This window comes from Stutzerimonas tianxiuensis (assembly GCF_053470365.1).
Genome location: NZ_JBPVWS010000025.1, coordinates 27,243 through 44,260 on the forward strand (window position 1 = coordinate 27,243; position 17,018 = coordinate 44,260).

General features: G+C 61.2%; 15 protein-coding genes. 4 read left to right on the forward strand and 11 right to left on the reverse strand.

Annotated elements, in window-relative coordinates:
• Positions 1-56: 56 nt before the first annotated feature.
• The 7 genes from ACSSNI_RS21610 to ACSSNI_RS21640 all read right to left on the reverse strand — a co-directional run bounded on the left by ACSSNI_RS21610 (position 57) and on the right by ACSSNI_RS21640 (position 6,534).
• Positions 57-1,424 (reverse strand): TRAP transporter large permease, encoded by a 1,368-nt coding sequence (locus ACSSNI_RS21610; RefSeq protein ID WP_102835080.1) that lies wholly within the window; start codon positions 1,422-1,424, stop codon positions 57-59.
• 16 nt (positions 1,425-1,440) lie between these two features.
• On the reverse strand, positions 1,441-2,055 hold the full coding sequence (locus tag ACSSNI_RS21615; RefSeq protein ID WP_418952673.1) for a TRAP transporter small permease subunit: 615 nt from the start codon (positions 2,053-2,055) through the stop codon (positions 1,441-1,443).
• Positions 2,056-2,263: 208 nt separating this feature from the next.
• Entirely contained in the window at positions 2,264-3,349 is a 1,086-nt protein-coding gene (locus ACSSNI_RS21620) for a TRAP transporter substrate-binding protein (RefSeq protein ID WP_200639578.1), read from the reverse strand.
• Between the two features lie 377 nt (positions 3,350-3,726).
• Positions 3,727-4,122, reverse strand: coding sequence for a MerR family transcriptional regulator (locus ACSSNI_RS21625; RefSeq protein WP_102835083.1), 396 nt, complete (start codon positions 4,120-4,122; stop codon positions 3,727-3,729).
• Between the two features lie 132 nt (positions 4,123-4,254).
• Positions 4,255-4,881, reverse strand: a complete 627-nt coding sequence (locus ACSSNI_RS21630) for a CoA transferase subunit B (protein WP_102835084.1) — start codon at positions 4,879-4,881, stop codon at positions 4,255-4,257.
• 2 nt (positions 4,882-4,883) lie between these two features.
• Positions 4,884-5,579 carry a CoA transferase subunit A gene (locus ACSSNI_RS21635; protein ID WP_200639579.1) on the reverse strand — a complete coding sequence of 232 codons (696 nt, stop codon included), beginning with the start codon at positions 5,577-5,579 and terminating at the stop codon, positions 4,884-4,886.
• A gap of 40 nt (positions 5,580-5,619) precedes the next feature.
• Positions 5,620-6,534: a hydroxymethylglutaryl-CoA lyase gene (locus ACSSNI_RS21640; protein WP_325166587.1), complete on the reverse strand. Its 915-nt coding sequence runs from the start codon at positions 6,532-6,534 to the stop codon at positions 5,620-5,622.
• A 147-nt stretch (positions 6,535-6,681) separates the two neighbouring features.
• Here ACSSNI_RS21640 and ACSSNI_RS21645 point away from each other — a divergent pair, with 147 nt between their 5' ends.
• Positions 6,682-8,304: a methyl-accepting chemotaxis protein gene (locus ACSSNI_RS21645; RefSeq protein WP_200639580.1), complete on the forward strand. Its 1,623-nt coding sequence runs from the start codon at positions 6,682-6,684 to the stop codon at positions 8,302-8,304.
• 200 nt (positions 8,305-8,504) lie between these two features.
• On the opposite strand, the gene ACSSNI_RS21650 is transcribed toward ACSSNI_RS21645, so the two are convergent.
• The 4 genes from ACSSNI_RS21650 to ACSSNI_RS21665 all read right to left on the reverse strand — a co-directional run bounded on the left by ACSSNI_RS21650 (position 8,505) and on the right by ACSSNI_RS21665 (position 14,181).
• Positions 8,505-10,418 (reverse strand): acetyl/propionyl/methylcrotonyl-CoA carboxylase subunit alpha, encoded by a 1,914-nt coding sequence (locus ACSSNI_RS21650; RefSeq protein WP_325166588.1) that lies wholly within the window; start codon positions 10,416-10,418, stop codon positions 8,505-8,507.
• A complete protein-coding gene (locus tag ACSSNI_RS21655; RefSeq protein ID WP_200639582.1) occupies positions 10,415-11,218 on the reverse strand; it encodes a gamma-carboxygeranoyl-CoA hydratase in 804 nt (267 codons plus the stop codon). Before ACSSNI_RS21655 ends, ACSSNI_RS21650 begins: the two co-directional genes overlap by 4 nt.
• A gap of 54 nt (positions 11,219-11,272) precedes the next feature.
• Positions 11,273-12,880, reverse strand: coding sequence for a carboxyl transferase domain-containing protein (locus ACSSNI_RS21660; RefSeq protein ID WP_102835089.1), 1,608 nt, complete (start codon positions 12,878-12,880; stop codon positions 11,273-11,275).
• Between the two features lie 137 nt (positions 12,881-13,017).
• Positions 13,018-14,181 carry an isovaleryl-CoA dehydrogenase gene (locus ACSSNI_RS21665; protein WP_102835090.1) on the reverse strand — a complete coding sequence of 388 codons (1,164 nt, stop codon included), beginning with the start codon at positions 14,179-14,181 and terminating at the stop codon, positions 13,018-13,020.
• Between the two features lie 239 nt (positions 14,182-14,420).
• Between ACSSNI_RS21665 and ACSSNI_RS21670 the strand changes: the two genes are divergently transcribed.
• From ACSSNI_RS21670 to ACSSNI_RS21680, 3 genes are all read left to right on the forward strand, one after another.
• Complete coding sequence (locus tag ACSSNI_RS21670) at positions 14,421-16,097, forward strand: AMP-binding protein (protein ID WP_200639583.1); 1,677 nt, start codon at positions 14,421-14,423, stop codon at positions 16,095-16,097.
• A 63-nt stretch (positions 16,098-16,160) separates the two neighbouring features.
• Complete coding sequence (locus ACSSNI_RS21675; protein ID WP_200639584.1) at positions 16,161-16,754, forward strand: peroxidase-related enzyme; 594 nt, start codon at positions 16,161-16,163, stop codon at positions 16,752-16,754.
• Between the two features lie 104 nt (positions 16,755-16,858).
• Positions 16,859-17,018: OprD family outer membrane porin (locus ACSSNI_RS21680; RefSeq protein ID WP_448260255.1), on the forward strand; the 160-nt coding region annotated here is incomplete at its 3' end.

Below are 17,018 nucleotides of genomic sequence, written 5' to 3' on the forward strand. Positions count from 1 at the left end.
GGTTCGGCCGATTATGGAAGGCGCCGGCTGCCGTGGGCAAGGCAGCCGGTCCGGGCTCAGAGTCCGTACACCTCGTTGGGCAGCCACGTGGCCAACGGCGCAAAGAAGAACACCAATGCCAGGCCGAGCAGCTGAATCAGGATGTAGGGCATAACGCCGAGATAGACGTCTCGCGTCGTGACCTCCGGAGGGCAGACGCCTTTGATGTAGAACAGCGCGAAGCCCACGGGCGGAGTCAGGAAGGAGGTCTGCAGGCACAGCGCGAAGAGCACCGCGAACCACAGCGGGTCGACGCCCATGGAAAACAGTACCGGCGCAACCAGCGGCAGGATGATCAGCGTGATTTCCACCCAGTCCAGGAAAAAGCCCAGCAGGAAGGTGATGAACAGTACGGTTAGCAGCACGCCGGTCTGACCGAACGGCAAACCCGTGAGCGCGGCACGGATCACGTCATCACCGCCCAGGCCGCGCAGCACCGCGGCGAACACCGTGGCGCCGATAAAGATGCCGAAGATGAATGCCGAGGTGCGGCTGGTCTGGTAGAGCGCTTCCTTCAACACCGCCATGTTCAGCTTGCGGCTGAGGGCCGCCATCAGCACCGCACCAAACGCACCGACCGCAGACGCTTCCGTCGTTGTAGCAATACCGAAGAAGATCGAGCCGAGCACGGCCAGAATCAGGACGAAGGGCGGCACCACTGCCCAGAACACATCGATCAGCGCCTTGGCATCAAGCTTCTGGCGATTGGCAGGAGCAGGCGCAAAGTCCTTCTTCAGCCACGACACCACCACGATGTAGAGGATGTACATCAGGGCCAGCATCATCCCGGGTACCAGAGCACCCATGAACAGCTTGCCCACCGAGGCTTCGGAGGTGCCGAGTCGGTCGGCCATCAGGACCAGCATGATGCTAGGCGGAATCAGAATGCCCAGCGTACCGACCGAACAAGCGGTGCCGACGGCAAGGCTCTTGTTGTATTTGGCCTGCAGCATCGGCCCGATCGAGAGCATGCCGAGCAGGGCCACCGAGGCGCCGACGATACCGGTAGAAGCGGCCAGCAGGATGCCCACCAGCACGACCGTTACGGCGTAACCACCACGCAACGGACCGAGCACCCGGACCAGGCTGTGCATCAGCCGCTCGGCGATGCCGGAGCGGTCGAGCATGATGCCCATGAAGATGAACAGCGGAAGGGCAACCATCAGCTCATTGGCGACGATGCCGTAGATGCGTGCGTCCAGTACCCCAATGGTGCCGTCCCAGGTGAACCAGAGGTCAGCATCGAAGTGTTCGACCATGACGTGCCCGAGTACCGCGAACAACAATCCGATGCCGGCCAGTGACCAGGCGACCGGGAAGCCAAGCAGCAGTAGCCCCATGAAGGTGGCGAACATGCTGATGACGAGAATTTCTTCCAGACCCATGATTACGGCTACTCCATCAGGGCTGCGAATGGCCGCGGTCGCGGTCATGCGTCGGGGCTATAAAGGCCCGGGGAAAGTTGAATAGCAGCGTGCTGCAGCGTGTGGCCCGTGACAGCAAGGCCAGCGCAACCAGCGTCAGCCCGATGGGCAATACGCTCTTGAAGATATACCGGTGCGGCAGCCCACTTGGCGCCTGAGAACGCTCGTCATAGATGAAGGCTTGGTAGGCGAAGGGCACCAGCGCGTCGACCATCAACACCACGATCGGCAATGCCAATATCAGGATCGCCAGCAGTTCGATGATGGCCTGGCTGCGCAGCGTGAATTTCTCGCGCAGCACGTCGACGCGGACATGGTCGTCACGCACCACGGCATAGGCCAGGGCGAGCATCAAAGCGGCACCGAACAGATGCCAGGACAATTCTTCCAATGCAATCGAGCCGCGAGACAGCACGAAGCGGCTGAACACGTTGGTCAGCACCACCGCCAGGACCAGCAGCCAGATCCATGCGCTGGCTTCGCCAATGGCGACCAGCGCCTTGTCCAGCCACCAGGACAGTTTGTTGTGAGGCAATGCATCCGCTTGAGCGGCAGGCACTGCGTCATTAGGGGAAACGGGATGAGCGGACACGGCCACCTCGGAGATCCGAACCAGGAGAAAGCACGGCACGAACCGTGCGCTAGAGACCTGTCAGGTCGGCAAGATTCTTCACCTACTGTGCTAAGACTGCGTTACTGCGCTTCGGCAGTTGCCGACCGACCGCAGAGACCTCAGCACAGCAGGATCCAAACGTTGATGAAAGGCCAACCCTAGCGGGTACTAGGCTTTGCTGAGTGGATCACTCGTACTGGTAGTAATCGCGCGGCAAGTAGCCTTTGCCGTGCCAGATCGAGTGATGCTTCATGAAGTCGCGCTGGCTGCTCAGAACGCGGTTGAACATCTCGTCCTTGGCGGCGATTTCGTCGAGCACTTCGTTGGTTACGCGCTCCAGCTCACGCAGTACTTCTTCAGGCAGCACCTGGGCCTTCACGCCTTGCTTTTCGTACTCGCGCAAGGCGGTCGGCTGGGCCCACTCGCTCTCTGCAAAGCCTTTGAGCGTGGCCGACTCGCAACCCATCTCGATCAACGCGCGGCTCTGTGGCTCAAGCTTGTCCCAGACGTCCTTGTTGACCAGCAGGTGTGAAGTGGTCAGCGTCTGGTGCCAGCCCGGCATGATGTAGTTCTTGATGATCTGATCGAGGCCCAGCATCTTGTCGATTGCAGGCTGCGAGAACTCGGTGGCGTCGATGGTCTTGCGCTCCAGCGCCTGATAGATCTCGCCGCCGGGGATCATGGTGACCGAGGCGCCGAGCTTCTCCAGTACCTTGCCGCCGATGCCGGCAAAGCGGATGCGCAGGCCATCGAAGTCTTCCAGCTTCTCGATTGGCTGGGCAAACCAACCCGCACCCTCAGGACCGATGATGCTGCAGAGCATCGGGTGAATGTTGCGCTCGGCATAAATCTCTTCCAGCAGCTTCTTGCCATCACCCTCGTAGTACCAGGCCAGATAGGCTGGCGGCTCCATGTTGAAGGGTGCGCCGGAATACAGCGGTAGTGAGGCAATGGTGCCCTGGTCGTAGCCGATCCAGGTGTAGCCAGCGGGGTACTTGCCGTTGCTGACTGCATCCATGATTTCGAAGGGTGGCACCAGCTCGCCAGGCTCGTAGTAGCGCAGCTGGATATCACCGCCAGAAATGGCTTTGAGGGATTCTGAGAGATGCTTGATAGGTGTGGTCAGACCGACCAGGTGAGAGGGAAAGGCCAGGGGCACTTGCCAGCGAATCTTCTCGGCTGCCATGACGTCAGCGCTGATCAGGCTGGCGCTGAGAAGGGTGGTAGCACCGATGGCGCAGGCGAGTCGGGACAGCTTTTTGGATATCGACATTGCAGGTTTCCTTCTTTTTTTTGTTTTGGTAACCAGAGGCGCGGGCCGGCGTTCTGTTGGCCGGAAAGCGGGACGAGGCAGCACTGATTTTTCGTCCCGCCAGGTGTTCTGGCGTCTTGCCTGTATTACTTAGCAGGTTCTGTGCCTGACTGTGGGAAAACCTGATAACCCACGGGCCAGAGGCTTTTCGGCTTTCAGCCAATTTTGCATGTGTCCAACTGGCCGGACACTCATCCGGGCCGACCGAAGGGCTGTCCAAACCTCTGGACTGATGTCTATTTATCTGGACTTCAGACGCTCAATCCGGCAGCAAGCATGACGTTGAGGGCGCTGCGATCTTTCTCTCTAGGGTGCTTTTAGCGAAAGCGCGGGCGGACTCAGCCCACGTCCTTTTCCACGGTCGCCTTCAGCGCGGTGAGGCAACGTTCTTCGGCGGTATCGAGTTCCAGCTGCATTTGCTGAATATCAAGCAATTGCTGTTCGAGCTGCTGGCGGCGTTCGGCAATCATGCCAAGCATGATGTTCAGCTGTTTCTGATTGCCGGCCTTGGGGTCGTAGAGTTCGATCAGCGTCTTGCATTCGGCGAGCGAGAAGCCGATGCGCTTGCCACGCAGGATGAGCTTCAGGGCGACACGGTCCTTGGGGGTGTAGATACGCTCCTGGCCGCGCCGCTTCGGCGAGAGCATGCCTTGTTCTTCATAGAAGCGTATGGCGCGGGTGGTGATATCGAGCTCGTTGGCCAAATCGGAAATGCTGTACGTCTGCTTTGCCATGAAGGTATCCAGTTCTGCCTATCCACCCACGACTCACGGGGAGCCGGGCGCGTTTACTACGGTTTGAAAGCGAGTCAAGGCTACACGCTGCGTTGGCCCGGTGCACAGTGGCGTCGGGCCATATCGCGCCACTCACTGCTGGATCGAACAACCGGTGGCGTCTTGCAGCTCCTCGAAGCTCACCCCGTCGGCCAGCTCTACCAGCTTCAGGCCTTGCTCGGTCACGTCAAGCACGCCCAGATCGGTAATGATCCGGTTGACTACACCGACGCCGGTCAGTGGCAGGTCGCACTGCTTGATGATCTTGTGCGCGCCCTTGGCGGTGTGCTCCATCAAGACGACCACGCGCTTGACCCCAGCCACCAGATCCATCGCACCGCCCATGCCCTTGACCATCTTGCCGGGGATCATCCAGTTCGCCAGGTCGCCTTTCTCTGAGACCTGCATGGCGCCAAGGATGGCCAGATTGATATGGCCGCCGCGGATCATGCCGAAACTCATTGCATTGTCGAAGAAGGCGCTGCCGGGGAGGGCGGTGACGGTCTGCTTGCCGGCATTGATCAGGTCCGGGTCGATCTCGTCTTCGGTAGGGAAGGGGCCGATGCCGAGCAGACCATTCTCACTCTGCAGCCAGACGTCCATCCCTTCGGGAATGTAGTTGGCGACGAGAGTCGGCAAGCCTATGCCCAGGTTGACGTAGAAACCGTCCTGCAGCTCCTGCGCGGCGCGTTGCGCCATCTGTTCGCGTGTCCAGGCCATGATCAGCTCCTCACCGTACGTTTTTCGATGCGCTTCTCGGCGTTCGGGTTGTGGATGATGCGCTGCACGTAGATGCCCGGCAGGTGGATCCGGTCGGCGTCCAGTTCTCCGGTTTCCACCAGATGATCAACCTCGACCACGCAGACCTTGCCTGCCATGGCCGCCAGCGGGTTGAAGTTGCGCGCGGTCTTGTTGAAAACCAGGTTGCCAGCCTTGTCCGCCTTGTAAGCTTTGACCAGCGATACGTCGGCGGGCAGCGACTCTTCCATCACGTACCACTCGCCATTGAACTGGCGGGTTTCCTTGCCTTCGGCGATCAGCGTGCCGTAACCGGTACGGGTATAGAAGGCGGGTATGCCGGAGCCAGCGGCGCGCAGTTTCTCGGCCAGGGTGCCTTGCGGGGTGAATTCGAGTGCCAATTCGCCGGCCAGGTACTGGCGCTCGAACTCCTTGTTCTCACCGACGTAGGAGGAAATCATCTTGCGCACCTGGCGCGTCTCGAGCAGCAGACCGAGGCCAAAGCCGTCGACGCCGGCGTTGTTGCTGATCACGGTGAGGTCTTTCTTGCCCGTGTCGCGCAGTGCCTCGATCAGTGCCTCGGGAATGCCGCACAGGCCAAAACCGCCAACGGCGAGGGTCATGCCGTCCTCGACCAGGCCGTCGAGCGCCTGCTTGGCGTTGGGATAGATCTTGTTCATGAAATGCCTCTTGTTATCTGAGGTTGGCTACAGAGTTGGGTTACTCCGCGCTCAGTCGGGCCCGCGCGACGCGTGATCCGTTGGGACGACCCAGCACATCGCTGATGCGCTGACCGGCCGCGATCAGCGCGTTCAGGTCGATGCCGGTCTGAATGCCCAGGCCGTCGAGCATGTAGAGCACGTCTTCACTGGCCACATTGCCGCTGGCGCCTTTGGCATAGGGGCAACCGCCGAGGCCTGCGACCGAACTGTCGAAGGTGCCGACGCCTTCCAGCAGGCTAGCGTAGATGTTCGCCAGCGCCTGACCATAGGTGTCGTGAAAGTGACCGGCGAGCTTGTCACGCGGAACCTCGCGACTGACCGCCTCGATCAGCTGACGGGTTTTGCCCGGTGTGCCAGCACCGATGGTGTCGCCCAGCGAAACCTCATAGCAGCCCATGGCGAACAGCTCGTGCGCCACATGCGCGACGCGCTTGGGGTCTACTTCGCCTTCGTAAGGGCAGCCCAACACGCAAGAGACGTAGCCGCGTACCTGAATGCCGTTCTCGCGCGCTGCAGTCATCAGCGGAGCGAAGCGCGCCAGGCTTTCGTCGATGGAGCAGTTGATGTTCTTTTGCGAGAAGGCTTCCGAGGCGGCGCCAAACACAGCCACTTCACTGACGCCGGCTTCGATGGCTGCTTCGAGTCCTTTCATATTGGGCGTCAGCGCGGCGTAGGTGACGCCCTGCTTTTGCCTGATCTGTGAGAAAACCTCGGCAGACCCGGCCATCTGCGGCACCCACTTGGGCGAGACGAAGCTGCCGACTTCGATGTACTGCAGCCCGGCGGCGCTAAGGTCGTCGACCAGGCGGACCTTGTCGGCGACGCTGATGGGCTGCTTTTCGTTCTGCAGGCCGTCGCGGGGGCCGACTTCCACAAGGCGTACCCGACGTGGCATTTCAGTGGTTGGAGTCATTGGTTGTCCTCATGAACAAGTTCGAGCGCCGTGCGGTGAAAGCCGATGCAGGTCATAGCAAGACTCAGCGGCTCAAGTTATCAACAGCATGGCAGATAAAACTGGAAGCCCCGCCTCTTGCTGGCGGCACCACGTTTGAGAACCGCCATGCTACGCAAATTGAAAATCTCCCATCGCACGCTGCTGTTCTTTGCGCTTGTAGCCGTGCTGCTGGCCGCGCTTGGGTTGTTCAGCCTGATGCAGATGTCCGCGATACGTGCTGCGGGCAGCGAGATCGACTCCGATTGGATGCCAAGCCAGGCGGCCGCTGACGATATGGCGCTGAATCTTGCTCACGTGCGGATCGAATCCATGCGGCAGTTGGCCTTCCAAGACGCCGAAACGCTTCGCAAGAGCGACGAGCAGATCGCTGCAGCAATGACCAAGCTCAGCCAGCTGATGGCTCGTTACGAGGAGCACATATCCAATCCTGATGAGGCTCGCGTGTTCGGTGTCGTCAAAAATGTATACGCCAGCTATCCCCAAGCGCTTCAGGATCGCCAGCGCGTGCTTGCCGCCAACCCGAGCGAGGACAGGGCTGCCGCGGTGAACGCGCGGGTTAGCGAGCTTAGCCACCAGCTCGAACAGGCTTTGTTGGAACTCCGGTCGTTTAACGAGGAGGGCGCCCATCATGCTGTCGAGGCGGCCACGTCCGTTTATCGGAACGCGCAGAGGGTGATCGCCTCGGTAATCCTGGTTGCGTTGGTCTCGACCGTTGCGCTGGCGCTGCTGTTGACCGCCAGCATCGTGCGGCCCATGCGTCGCGCTGTCGCCGTTTCGAATCAGATTGCCAAAGGCGACCTCACCCATGAAGTTCATGTTAATGGCAACGACGAAGCCACTGAGCTGCTGACCTCGCTGAGCGAGATGCAGGCCAACCTGCGTAGCATCATCGGGCAGATCAACGATTCGGCCCATGTGCTGACGGCTTCGGCCGAAGAAATGAGCGCTGTCATGCTGGACAGCACCGAGGGCTTGCAGCGGCAGAACGATCAGATTGAACAGGCCGCCACGGCGGTGAATGAGATGACTTGTGCGGTCGAAGAGGTGGCCAGCAATGCCGTATCCACCTCCGAGGCGTCGCGGGCTTCCAGCGAGTCGGCTCAGCAGGGACGTATGCAGCTCGAAGACGCCATTGCATCGATACAGGCGTTGGCGGCTGATGTTGTCAGCGCCTCGGCCCGTGCCGGTGAGCTGGCCGATCAGACCCACAACATCACCCGTGTGCTGGATGTAATTCGCGCGGTGGCCGAGCAGACCAACCTGCTGGCCCTGAACGCTGCCATTGAGGCGGCGCGAGCCGGAGACGCCGGCCGCGGCTTCGCCGTGGTGGCGGATGAGGTGCGAGCGTTGGCGAAACGTACCGGTGAGTCGACCCGAGAAATCGAGTCGATGCTTGGCAGCATTCAGCAAGGCACCGGGCTGACAGTCGAAGCGCTGCAACAAGGCGCCTCGCGCGCGCAGACCACCCTGGACAAGGCTGAAGCGGCTGGCGTTGCCCTGGTGCGGATTGCCGAGACGGTCGCCGGAATCAACGAGCGCAACCTGGTTATCGCCAGTGCGTCGGAGGAGCAGGCGCAGGTCGCCCGTGAGATAGATCGAAACCTGGTCAGCATTCGTGATCTCTCGGTGCAAACCTCTGCTGGCGCCCAGCAAACCAGTGTGGCCACTCAGGAGCTGTCGCGCCTGGCGGTAGATCTGAATGGACTGGTGCGTCGTTTCCGGATGTAGCCGCTGCGCAGTGACTGCGCAGCTCCCGGAGCGTGAAGGGCGATTTATTGCTCGTCCGCGAGAGCGGCGACCTCTCGGGTAGCTGCCTTCGCAAGCAGGCTCGCTTCTACAACTGCCGCATTGAGCGGCCGGACCTACGCCACCAGCGCCTGGCGAGGCCGGCAGAGCCTGCCCGATTGCCTGGCCTGCGGCGGCTTTCATCACTCAAGCTCTACCAAAGTGGTGCCTTCACTGATCATCTCGCCTTCAGTGCAGTAGACGGCTTTCACCACGCCCGCTTCGGCGGCTCGGATGCTGTGCTCCATCTTCATCGCTTCCAGCACGACCAGTGTGGTGCCGGCCTCCACGGTCTGCCCGGCCTCGACCAGTACGCGAACAATGCTGCCATTCATGGGGGCGGTGAGGCCGCCGTGATGTTGGTGGCTGGCCTCGACTTCAGCGATGGGATCGAACGCGGTGACCGCCTGCAACTCGCCATTCCATTCAAGGTAAAGCGTTTCGTCCTTTCGGATGGTCTTTGGCTGACGGCTGGCTTGCGAGGCGGCCAACTCGCTTCTGGCGGTGGCAGTATCGATGCGCACCAGTCGGCTTTCACCGTTGCATTGCAGGTGCACGCCGATCCGCTCCGGCATACCGAAGCGCAGGCCATCGCGCTTTGCCCAAGGCGAATGAAGGTCGTCCTCACGAATTTTCGCTGGCTCGGTCTGCACGAACAGCCCGGCGGCCAGCTGCCAGAACGCGTCGGGCAGTTCGCCGGGTGCGCGCATCAGCTCGGTTTCGTGGCGCGGGATGAAGCCGGTGTCCAGCTCTGCCGCTGCGAAAGCCGGATGCCCAATTACGCGACGCAGAAAAGCAAGGTTGGTGCGCACGCCGCCAACGCAGGTCTCATCCAGCATCGCCAGCAAACGCAGGCGTGCTTCTTCACGGTTTTCACCCCAGGCGATGAGTTTGCCGAGCATCGGGTCGTAGAACGGCGAAACGGTGTCTCCTTCTGTCACGCCGCTGTCGACCCGACGCCCAGGCCCTGCGGCCGATTCGCGGTAGAGGTCGAGCGTACCGGTGGCCGGCAGGAAGTCGTTGTCCGGATCTTCGGCATACAGCCGCACTTCGATGGCGTGGCCTGTGAGCGGTACCTGATCCTGGGTGATTGGCAGCGGTTCGCCACGGGCTACGCGGATCTGCCAGGCCACCAGATCGAGTCCGGTGATGGCCTCGGTGACCGGGTGCTCGACCTGCAGGCGGGTGTTCATTTCCATGAAGAAGAACTCGCCACGGGCATCGAGCAGGAACTCGACCGTCCCGGCGCCGACGTAGCCGATGGCCTGCGCAGCCTTGACCGCGGCTTCGCCCATGGCCCGGCGCAGCTCAGCGGAGAGGCCCGGGGCGGGCGCTTCCTCGACGACCTTCTGGTGCCGGCGCTGGATCGAACAATCGCGCTCATTGAGGTAGAGGCAGTTGCCATGCTGATCGGCGAACACCTGGATCTCGACGTGACGCGGCTTGAGGACGTATTTCTCGACCAGCATGCGCGAGTCGCCAAACGACGACTGCGCCTCGCGCTGGGCCGATTGCAGCGCCTCGGCCAGATCAGCCTCGCGCTCGACCACCTTCATGCCTTTGCCGCCACCGCCTGCAGTGGCCTTGAGCAATACCGGGTAGCCAATCTTTTCTGCAGCGATGCGGAAGGTTTCCACGTCCTGGGCTTCGCCGTGATAGCCGGGCACCAGTGGCACGCCGGCCTTTTCCATCAGTGCCTTGGCCGCCGATTTGCTGCCCATGGCATCGATGGCCGAGGCAGGCGGGCCAAGGAATATCAGGCCGGCATCCTCGATGGCGCGAGCGAAATCGGCATTCTCGGAAAGGAAGCCGTAGCCCGGATGGATCGCCTGCGCGCCGCTGGCCTTGGCGGCGGCGATCAGTTTGTCGATCAAAAGGTAACTGTCGGCCGGCTTGGCGCCGCCGAGGTCAACGCGAATGTCGGCTTCGCGGGCATGCCGGGCATCACGGTCGATGGCGCTGTGCACAGCTACGGTGGTGAGGCCCATGGCCTTGGCGGTACGCATCACGCGGCAGGCGATTTCGCCCCGGTTTGCGACCAGCAGGGTAGTTATCATCGTTCTGGCTCCTGCGTCCAATTGGGTTTGCGCTTCTCCAGAAAGGCGTTGAGGCCTTCCTGTCCTTCGGGGCTGACCCGTATGCGCGCAATGGCATTTTCGGTGTAGCGACGCAGCGCCGGGCTCAGCGAGATGCTGGCGGCTTCGCGTAAGAGATCCTTGCTGGCTCGCATGGCCTGCGGGCTGTTGAGCAACAGGTTGTCGAGCCAGCCGTGCAAGGCGTCATCCAGTTCGGCGGCGGCGTAGGTGTCGGACAACAGGCCGAGGTCGCGGGCGCGCTCGCCACTGAAGCGTTCGCCCGTCATGGCGTAGCGGCGTGTGGCGCGTTCGCCCATGGCCTTGACCACGAAGGGGCTGATCACCGCGGGTGCTAGACCGATGCGCACTTCGGAGAGGGAAAACAGCGCGTCGTGCGCACCGATGGCCATGTCGCAGCAGGCCACCAGTCCGACCGCACCGCCGAAGGCTGCGCCTTGCACCACCGCCAACGTCGGCAGTTTGAGGTGGTAGAGGCTGTACATCAGTTCGGCCAGTTCGCGGGCGTCGGTAAGGTTGGCATCGAAATCCAGCTTCGCCGACTGTTGCATCCAGGCCAGATCCGCCCCGGCCGAAAAATGCTTGCCGCGGCCGCGAAGCAGCAGGAACCGCAAGCTCTTGTCCGCCTGCACCGTGTCGATTGCCTGTACCAGCTCGCGGATCATTTCGGCGTTGAAGGCGTTGTTCTTTTCCGGTCGGTTGAGCCACAGGGTGGCGAAGCCGCGCGCGTCTTTGTTCAATTCGATGGTCTGGAAATCGGTCATCTGCTTCTCCTATACGAGCCAGCCAGCGGTCAGTACTGCGCTCTGTCGCGGGCCTTACATCCGGAATACGCCGAACCGGGTCGGTTCAATCGGTGCGTTGAGACTCGCCGAGATTGCCAGGCCCAGCAGGTCGCGCGTCTGCGCCGGATCAATAACACCGTCATCCCACAGTCGCGCGCTGGAGTAGTAGGGGTGCCCCTGGTGCTCGTATTGCTCGAGGATCGGCTGTTTAAGTTGCGCCTCGTCTTGCTCCGAAAAGGTCTGTCCGCTGCGCTCGGCCTGCTCTCGCTTCACCTGCACCAATACCCCGGCAGCCTGCTCGCCACCCATCACGCCGATACGGGCGTTGGGCCACATCCACAGGAAGCGCGGGTCGTAGGCTCGGCCGCACATGCCGTAGTTGCCGGCACCGAAACTGCCGCCGATGACCACGGTGAATTTCGGCACCTGGGCGCAGGCGACCGCAGTGACCAGCTTGGCGCCGTGCTTGGCAATGCCGCCGGTTTCGTATTTCTGGCCAACCATGAATCCTGTGATGTTCTGCAGGAACAGCAGCGGGATGCCGCGCTGGCAGGCCAGTTCGATAAAGTGCGCACCTTTCTGAGCGGCTTCGGCGAACAGAATGCCGTTGTTCGCCAGGATCGCGATCGGGTAGCCGTGCAGCGTGGCAAAGCCGCAGACCAGTGTGGTCCCGAACAGCGCCTTGAACTCGTCGAATTCGCTGCCATCGACCAGCCGCGCGATGACTTCGCGCACGTCGTAGGGCTGCTTGGATTGTGCGGGGATCACGCCATAAAGCTCGTCCGCGGCATACAGCGGCGCACGCGGTTGGCGCGGCTGTACCTGGCCAAGCTTTTTCCAGTTGAGGTTGGCGACGCAGCGCCGGGCAATGGCCAGGGCGTGCTCATCGCTCTCGGCATAGTGGTCGGCCACGCCGGAGGTTTTGCAGTGCACATCGGCGCCGCCCAAGTCTTCAGCAGTCACCACTTCCCCGGTCGCCGCCTTCACCAGCGGCGGGCCGGCGAGGAAGATGGTCGCCTGGTTGCGCACCATGATGGTTTCGTCGGCCATCGCCGGTACATAAGCGCCACCTGCAGTACAGGAGCCCATCACCACGGCAATCTGCGGAATGCCAATGGCGCTCATGTTGGCCTGGTTGAAGAAAATTCGGCCGAAGTGTTCGCGGTCAGGGAATACTTCATCCTGGCGCGGCAGGTTGGCTCCGCCGGAATCCACCAGGTAGATGCATGGCAAGCGATTCTGCTGGGCGATAGCTTGAGCACGGAGGTGCTTTTTAACGGTGAGCGGGTAGTAGCTGCCGCCTTTTACCGTGGCGTCGTTTGCAATGATCATGCATTCGACGCCCTCGACTCGACCGATACCGGCAACCACGCCGGCGGCAGCGACGTCCTCGCCATACACCTCGTGGGCGGCCAGTGGCGCGACCTCGAGAAAGGCCGAGCCAGGGTCGAGGAGGGCGTTGATGCGGTCACGCACCAGCAGCTTGCCGCGAGCGACATGGCGCTGCTGGGACTTCTCACCACCGCCTTCGCTGACCTTGCCGAGCAGCGTGCGGAGGCTTTCCACCTGCTCGAGCATGGCGTCGCGGTTGGCGGCGAATTCGGGCGAGCGGGTGTTGATCTGGGTGTTCAGGATGGCCATGTTCGGCTCCGGTTCAATCCGCGGGGTGGATGCGCTCGGTCGCGTAGGGTGGGCCGGGCGGCGTTCCGCTTTAGCCCACCGCCGTGACAGGGGAAGGTGGGCGAAAGCCCACCCTACTGAGTTCGCCTCCAGCCCTTTTATTTGGTTTCGTTGAACAACTCGCGGCCGATCAGCATCCGACGAATCTCGCTGGTGCCAGCGCCAATCTCGTAGAGCTTGGCATCTCGCAGCAGGCGGCCGGTGGGGAATTCGTTGATATATCCGTTGCCGCCGAGAATCTGGATAGCCTGAAGCGCCATTTGCGTGGCCGCTTCGGCGGTGTAGAGAATGACCCCGGCGGCATCCTTGCGGGTGGTTTCGCCACGGTCGCAAGCCTGCGCGACCGTGTAGAGGTAGGCGCGGCTGGCGTTGAGCTGGGTGTACATGTCGGCCACCTTGCCCTGGATGAACTGGAACTCGCCGATGCTCTGGCCGAATTGTTTGCGGTCGTGGATGTAAGGCACCACGACATCCAGGCAGGCCTGCATGATCCCGACCGGGCCGCCGGCAAGCACCACGCGCTCATAGTCCAGGCCGCTCATCAGTACTTTGACGCCGCCATTTTCGGCGCCCAGCACGTTCTCTTCCGGCACCTCGACGTCATCGAAGAACAGCTCGCAGGTGTTGGAGCCGCGCATGCCGAGCTTGTCGAATTTGCTGCCGCGTGAGAACCCCTTCCAGTCGCGCTCGACGATGAATGCGGTGATGCCATGGGCGCCCTTGTCGAGGTCGGTCTTGGCGTAGATCACGTAGGTGTTGGCATCCGGACCATTGGTGATCCAGGTCTTGCTGCCGTTGAGTACGTAGCGGTCGCCTTTCTTGTCGGCGCGCAGCTTCATCGAGACCACGTCGGAGCCGGCGTTGGGCTCGCTCATGGCCAGTGCGCCGACATGCTCACCGGAAATCAGCTTGGGCAGGTACTTCGCCTTCTGCTCTGGTGTGCCGTTGCGGTTGATCTGGTTGACGCAGAGGTTGGAATGCGCGCCGTAGGACAGGCCCACCGAGGCTGAACCGCGGCTGATCTCCTCGATGGCGATGACATGCGCCAGGTAACCCATGCCAGCGCCGCCGTATTCCTCGTCTATGGTGATACCGAGCAGGCCCATGTCGCCGAACTTGCGCCACATGTCGCTGGGGAAAAGGTTGTCACGGTCGATGGCTTCGGCGCGGGGCGCCAGTTCATTCGCAACGAAACCGCGGGTCTGGTCGCGGAGCATGTCCACGGTTTCACCGAGAGCGAAGTTGAGGCCTGAATAGTTCATGTGCCACCTGTCTGTCTTTGTAGTTGTTCTCATCCGGCCGCCGAAGGGAGTAGGAGCCGGTTTTCACCTGTGGTTCAGCCTGTCGTTTGTCCCGCTTCCATACCGACTTTAGGCGTAGGGTGCGGTGGGTTGTCACGCTGTTACCTTTACGTTAACGTAACTACGTCCCGAATGACTGTCAACTGCAGCCGTCGTGGCAGTAAGGCCTCATAACAAACATAAGACTGAGGAATTTCGACATGAGTCTTCCGAGCTACACCTGCGGACCGCAGACCAAACCCCTGTTGCCGATGACCATCGGTGCGGCGTTCGACCGGGCTGTCGAGCGGTTCTCCGATCGTGAGGCCTTGGTCGTTCGTCACCAGAACCTGCGTTACACCTGGGCACAACTGGCCGATGAAGTGGACCGTTGCGCACGAGGCTTGCTGGCGCTCGGCCTTAAGCCTGGCGAGCGGGTGGGCATCTGGTCGCCCAACAATGCGCAGTGGTGCATCACTCAGTTTGCAACCGCCAAGGTGGGCGTGGTGCTGGTGAACATCAACCCGGCCTATCGCCTGAACGAACTCGAATACGCGCTGAAGCAGTCCGGCTGCCGTTGGTTGATCTGCGCAGATGCGTTCAAGACTTCCGACTATCACGCGATGCTCCATGAGCTGCTGCCGGAGCTGGAGCGCTCCGCTATCGGCGCGCTGCAGAGTCATATGCTGCCGGAGCTACGTGGCGTCATCAGCCTGTGCGACAAACCGGTAGATGGCATGTTGCTGTGGAAGGGTCTGATGGACATGGCTGATAACGTAGGCCCGGAACAACTGCGCCAGTGCGGTGAGCAGCTGCAGTTCGATGACCCGATCAACATCCAGTACACCTCCGGCACCACAGGCTTCCCCAAGGGCGCCACGCTCAGTCATTACAACATCCTCAATAACGGTTACATGGTCGGTGAGAGCCTCAAACTCAGCGAGCATGACCGGCTGGTGATTCCGGTCCCGCTTTATCACTGCTTTGGCATGGTCATGGGCAATCTGGGTTGCGTCACCCACGGCACCACGATGGTCTATCCAAGTGCCGCGTTCGAACCGCTTGCGGCGCTGCAGGCAGCGGCCGAAGAAAAGGCCACTGGCATGTACGGCGTGCCGACCATGTTCATCGCCATGCTCGACCACCCGGAGCGGCAGTCGCTGGATCTGAGCAACCTGCGTACCGGAATCATGGCCGGTTCCACCTGCCCGATCGAAGTCATGAAGCGCGTCATCGACGACATGCACCTGGCCGAGATGCAGATTGCCTACGGCATGACGGAAACCAGTCCTGTCTCGACCCAAACCGGCCCGGATGATGACCTCGATCGCCGCGTCACCAGCGTTGGGCGTACCCAGCCGCATCTGGAAAGCAAGGTGGTCGACGAGCACAACCGCATCGTTCCGCGCGGGCAGATCGGCGAGCTGTGCACACGCGGCTACAGCGTGATGCTCGGCTACTGGAACAATCCGGAGGCTACTGCTGGCGCGATTGACGGTGCGCGCTGGATGCATACCGGCGACCTGGCAATCATGGACGACGAGGGCTATATCAAGATCGTCGGACGTAACAAGGACATGATTATTCGCGGCGGTGAGAACGTTTATCCGCGGGAAGTCGAGGAGTTCCTGTTTACCCATCCGGCCGTCGCAGACGTGCAGGTGATCGGCGTGCCTGACAAGACCTACGGTGAAGAGATCGTTGCCTGGGTCAAACTGCATCCGGGTCATGAGGCCAGTGCTGACGATCTGCGCGGTTTCTGCAAAGGCCGCATCGCGCACTTCAAAACGCCTAGGCACATCAAGTTCGTGGAAGAGTTTCCAATGACGATCAGCGGCAAGGTGCAGAAATTTCGCATGCGTGAGGTGAGCGTCGCCGAGCTGGGGCTTGCCGACTAGAACGGTTACCCGGTCGGCAGAGGTCGGCCGGTAGTTCATCCCTGTATCTGTTCGGAGCGCCATATGACTCAAGCCATCAGTCGTTTTCCAATGGTCGATGACCTGGACGCGCTACCGGCAGATATCCGCGAGCGGATTGTCGCCGTGCAGGAAAAAGCAGGCTTTGTGCCTAACGTTTTTCTTATGTTGGCTCATCGACCCGATGAATTTCGTGCCTTCTTTAACTACCACGATGCTTTGATGGAAAGGGAAGGTGACAGCCTGACCAAAGCCGAGAAGGAGATGATCGTCGTGGCGGTTAGTGCCGATCACGGCTGTCTGTACTGCGTCGTGGCGCACGGCGCGATTCTGAGAATTCTCGCCAAGGATCCGTTGCTCGCCGACCAGATATCGGTCAATTACCGCACCGCGACAATCAGTGAGCGTCAGCAGGCTATGCTCGATTTTGCGCTGCATCTCGCCGCTGAGCGTGGCGTGCTGGATGACGCGTGGCAGGCGCGACTGGAAAAGATGGGCTTCACTCTAAACGACATTTGGGACATTGGCGCGATTGCCGCGCTGTTCGGTCTTTCCAATCGTCTGGTGTCGATGGCGAGAACACCGCCCAACGACGAATTCTATTTGCTGGGCCGGGTGCCCAAGGCTGTCGCGAATTGAGCGGCAGTAAAGAGATTTACCGCTCTGACGGTAAATGAGGCTCGACAGGAGCGAGGTCGGGTCCATCAGCTGCACCAACGAAGACAATAACAAGAGAGATGATCATGCAATTGAAACCCCTGAGCCGTTTCTTCCTCTTCAGCAGCCTGGCAGCATCTGCGCTAGGTACCTCAACCATGGCATCCGCCGCGTTTCTCGATGACAGCAAGGCCACCGTCGAGCTGCGTAACTTTTACATGAACCGTGATTTCCGTCAGTCCGGCG